This is a genomic window from Chamaesiphon sp. VAR_69_metabat_338, assembly GCF_031423935.1.
In the GTDB taxonomy this organism is placed as follows: Bacteria; Cyanobacteriota; Cyanobacteriia; order Cyanobacteriales; family Chamaesiphonaceae; genus Chamaesiphon.
This window is the reverse complement of the sequence record NZ_JANPGM010000047.1, coordinates 1-3,111: the sequence shown is the minus strand read 5'-3', so window position 1 is coordinate 3,111 and position 3,111 is coordinate 1. Positions and strand designations below refer to the sequence as shown.

3 protein-coding genes are annotated in these 3,111 nt (G+C 49.1%); 2 read left to right on the top strand and 1 reads right to left on the bottom strand.

Annotation, left to right across the window (positions count from 1 at the left end):
- Positions 1-1,437, top strand: a 1,437-nt coding sequence (locus RMO84_RS01465) for an ABC transporter ATP-binding protein (protein WP_310486672.1), incomplete at its 5' end; no start/stop codon positions are given.
- 162 nt (positions 1,438-1,599) lie between these two features.
- The gene (locus tag RMO84_RS01460) at positions 1,600-2,073 is read left to right on the top strand and encodes a redox protein (protein ID WP_310486671.1); all 474 of its coding nucleotides are present in this window, start codon (positions 1,600-1,602) and stop codon (positions 2,071-2,073) included.
- A gap of 152 nt (positions 2,074-2,225) precedes the next feature.
- Here RMO84_RS01460 and RMO84_RS01455 read toward each other — a convergent pair whose 3' ends face one another.
- Positions 2,226-2,618, bottom strand: coding sequence for a tautomerase family protein (locus tag RMO84_RS01455; RefSeq protein WP_310486670.1), 393 nt, complete (start codon positions 2,616-2,618; stop codon positions 2,226-2,228).
- Between the last annotated feature and the right edge of the window lie 493 nt (positions 2,619-3,111).

Genomic DNA, 3,111 nt, shown 5'->3' with positions numbered 1-3,111 from the left:
TTTTATGATGAAAATAACCCCGGTCGGATTGCTGGGCGAGTCGCGCGCGGACTGACCAATCATACCTGGACTTATCCAGAAATAGCCGGACAGTTGATTCCCAAGCTAGTGAGAGTCTTGGGCATTGCGATCGCAATTTGTCTGCTGGAGTGGCGGATTGCGATTGCTTTTGCCGTCTCTTTCGTGGCTATTTTGGGATTTAGCCTCAAAGGGCTACGTTATATCATCAAACGCGAGGCACTCCTCGATAGTTATATGGAAAACACCGAGAGCCGAACCTCGGAAATTATTACCAATATTAAAACTGTCAAAGCGTTTGCCGCCGAACAGAGCGAACTCGATCGGCAGCGGCAACGCCTAGATCGGGAATTAACGGTCGTGCTCCACCGGATTCACAAGAGTTACGTCCGCTTGAATATGTGGCAGCGAACGACAGTTCAAAGCTGTGTCTTCGGCATCCTCGTGATGACGCTCCTCGCCACAGTACGCGGCGAACTATCTTTAGGTCATTTTGTCACATTGCTGAGTGTCTCTGGCATGGCCTATGCCGAGTTAGAACCCTTGAGTATCTTGGCCGAGTTTCTAGCGCGACGTTATGCCTCGATGCTGCGGTTCCATGAATTTATGCACGAGCCAGTGGGCAACGATGCGATCGATCTCAAGTCAATCGATCGGTCTGCCGCAGCATATCAGTTTACGGGCAAAGTGGAATTCGACAAGCTTAGTTTCGGTTACGACCCACAGCGGCTAATTCTACAAGATATCGATCTAGCGATCGAGCCATATCAAACCGTCGCTCTAGTTGGCAAATCTGGATCGGGAAAATCTACCTTAGTCAAGCTGTTATTTCGGTACTTTGAACCGACTCAAGGCCACATTCGCATCGATGGTACCGACATTCAATCCTTAGCGGTTGGGGCGTACCGTTCCCGCTTGGCGATCGTCCATCAGGAGGTCGATATCTTCAATGGCACGATTTTGGAGAATCTCCGCTATGGCAACCCCACCGCCGATGACACTGCCGTAGCGGCAGCTTGTCAAATGGCCCGGGTCGATGAATTTATCCAAGAGCTACCCCAGGGATATGCCACGGTAGTCGGGGAACGCGGCGTTCGCCTGTCCGGAGGACAGCGGCAGCGGCTGGGGATTGCCCGCGCCCTCATCGTCAATCCGAATGTATTGGTGTTTGATGAGGCCACTTCCAGTCTCGATTATGAGTCGGAGCGGGCGATTCAGATGGCGATGCGATCGATTTTGGGCACGCGCACCACGCTGATTATCGCGCACCGACTCAGTACCGTCCGAGATGCTGACAAAATTGTGGTGTTAGATCGGGGTCGGATTGTGGAGGTGGGGAAGCATGATGAGCTATTGCAGCACAATGGTGTCTACGCGCGGCTCCATGCGCTCCAAGAATCTGGCGTGCTCCCGTCTTAACACTCTTTTAAGGAGCCAACTCCCGATCGACCGTACCCCAGTCCAGAATTTAATGGCATAAAATGGGAGATAGTTGGGGAAAGTGTCTACGCCTGACTGGTTCACAAAATTGAATATGCAACGCTGATAAGTAAATCAACATTTTTTGTGTGAGGTACGATCGTGTTTGAACTGCTCAGTTATAAAAAGTTTCGTGATACGCCCAGTGTTCGGTTCTTTGATATTACCGTTCCCAAGTCTAACGTTCGAGATTTAGTAGTCCATCAAGGGCCGGCGATTAGTCCTCCAGATAGCGACGAAGGCTACTGGCAATTTTATCTACATTCGCATCAAGAGGACAATCTCTTGGCGATATCGGGCGGGAGAACATTTTATCTGGTCAATTTTACTTGGAATTATCCATATCATCTCGTCAGGCTCGAAAGCGATCGCGAGATTTTACGAATACCTAGGGGTACGTTTCATCGTTCTGTTTCCGATCGAAATGGTTCGATCGTCATGAATCAAGCCGTACGCGATCTAGAAGCTACTGTCGCTAGCGAATTTCGCGTTTATAATAGCGGTCAGATTCCGCGATTATTGCGAGCGACTTCTGCTTCGGCACCTTTACCCAAGTTACATGGATTCCAGTGGTAAAGATGGCAATTTGCTAGTTGGACTTGTAAAGCCGGTTTGAGCTTGGCGATCGAATTAGTCACCAATACAGATACGTACCGTGCGCCACCTGGCTGAACGTATATTTCGAGCGTGTAGAAACATTTGAGGATTATTCGATCGAGCCTTAAAAATTAGATATTTACCTGGTAATTTAAACTCAGTTCGTCACCAGGTAAGCCGCGAATACCCCAATTATATTTTGGTGTTTCCAAGATCGTAATTTCTAGATCGAGATTGGCGATGCCAAATTTTTGGTTTAATCGGTCGAATAATAACCGAATCAATTGTTTCTTGGCCTCAACCGTCCTTCCTTCAAACATACTTAGTTCGATAATCGTATATCGCTCCGTTCGCTCCCCCGCTGGATAATAGTAATCATCAGGCTCTAATGGAAAAAAGCGATGAAAGCGTTTATCGATCGGATACTGCAATGCATCGACTACACAACTGTGAATGACATCAGAAAGTTGGGATTTGATGGGATCGAGATGCGATCGCAATCCATAGATCTTAACCTGGGACATGTTGATAATTGATAATTGATAATTGATAATCGATCGTAAGAATATCGTAGTGTGTGTTGTCTTGTCTTGACGCGCTGTCTTGTCTCGCTGTCTTGACCCAAAGCCATGGGTCGGGAACCTCCCGTTCGATGCGCCGCTGCTTGGTGCGCTAAACCTGGAGGAAACCTCCGTGACGAGCGCATCCGCAAACCCTCGGGAAACCCGTAGACGAGAGAAGCGAGGCGTGTCGCAGACGGAGCGCGAATCGCTCCCAAGCTTGGGAGCGGCGTTTTTATGTCTAGGGTACCCCCCTAAAAAAAAAACGACAAGACAGAGGGGAGCTAGAGCCGCAGGATCTGGCGGGGTGAGGGCTACCTTTTTCGAGCGCGAAAGAAAGCTCCAGATAAGAGATCGGCGTCACTCGATACAGGTTAAAACGCCTTCCTTGGTGCCGCCACTCATCGATCGCACGGTAATACTCGGTTTAAGTCCGGGATAACAGCGCACCAAGACG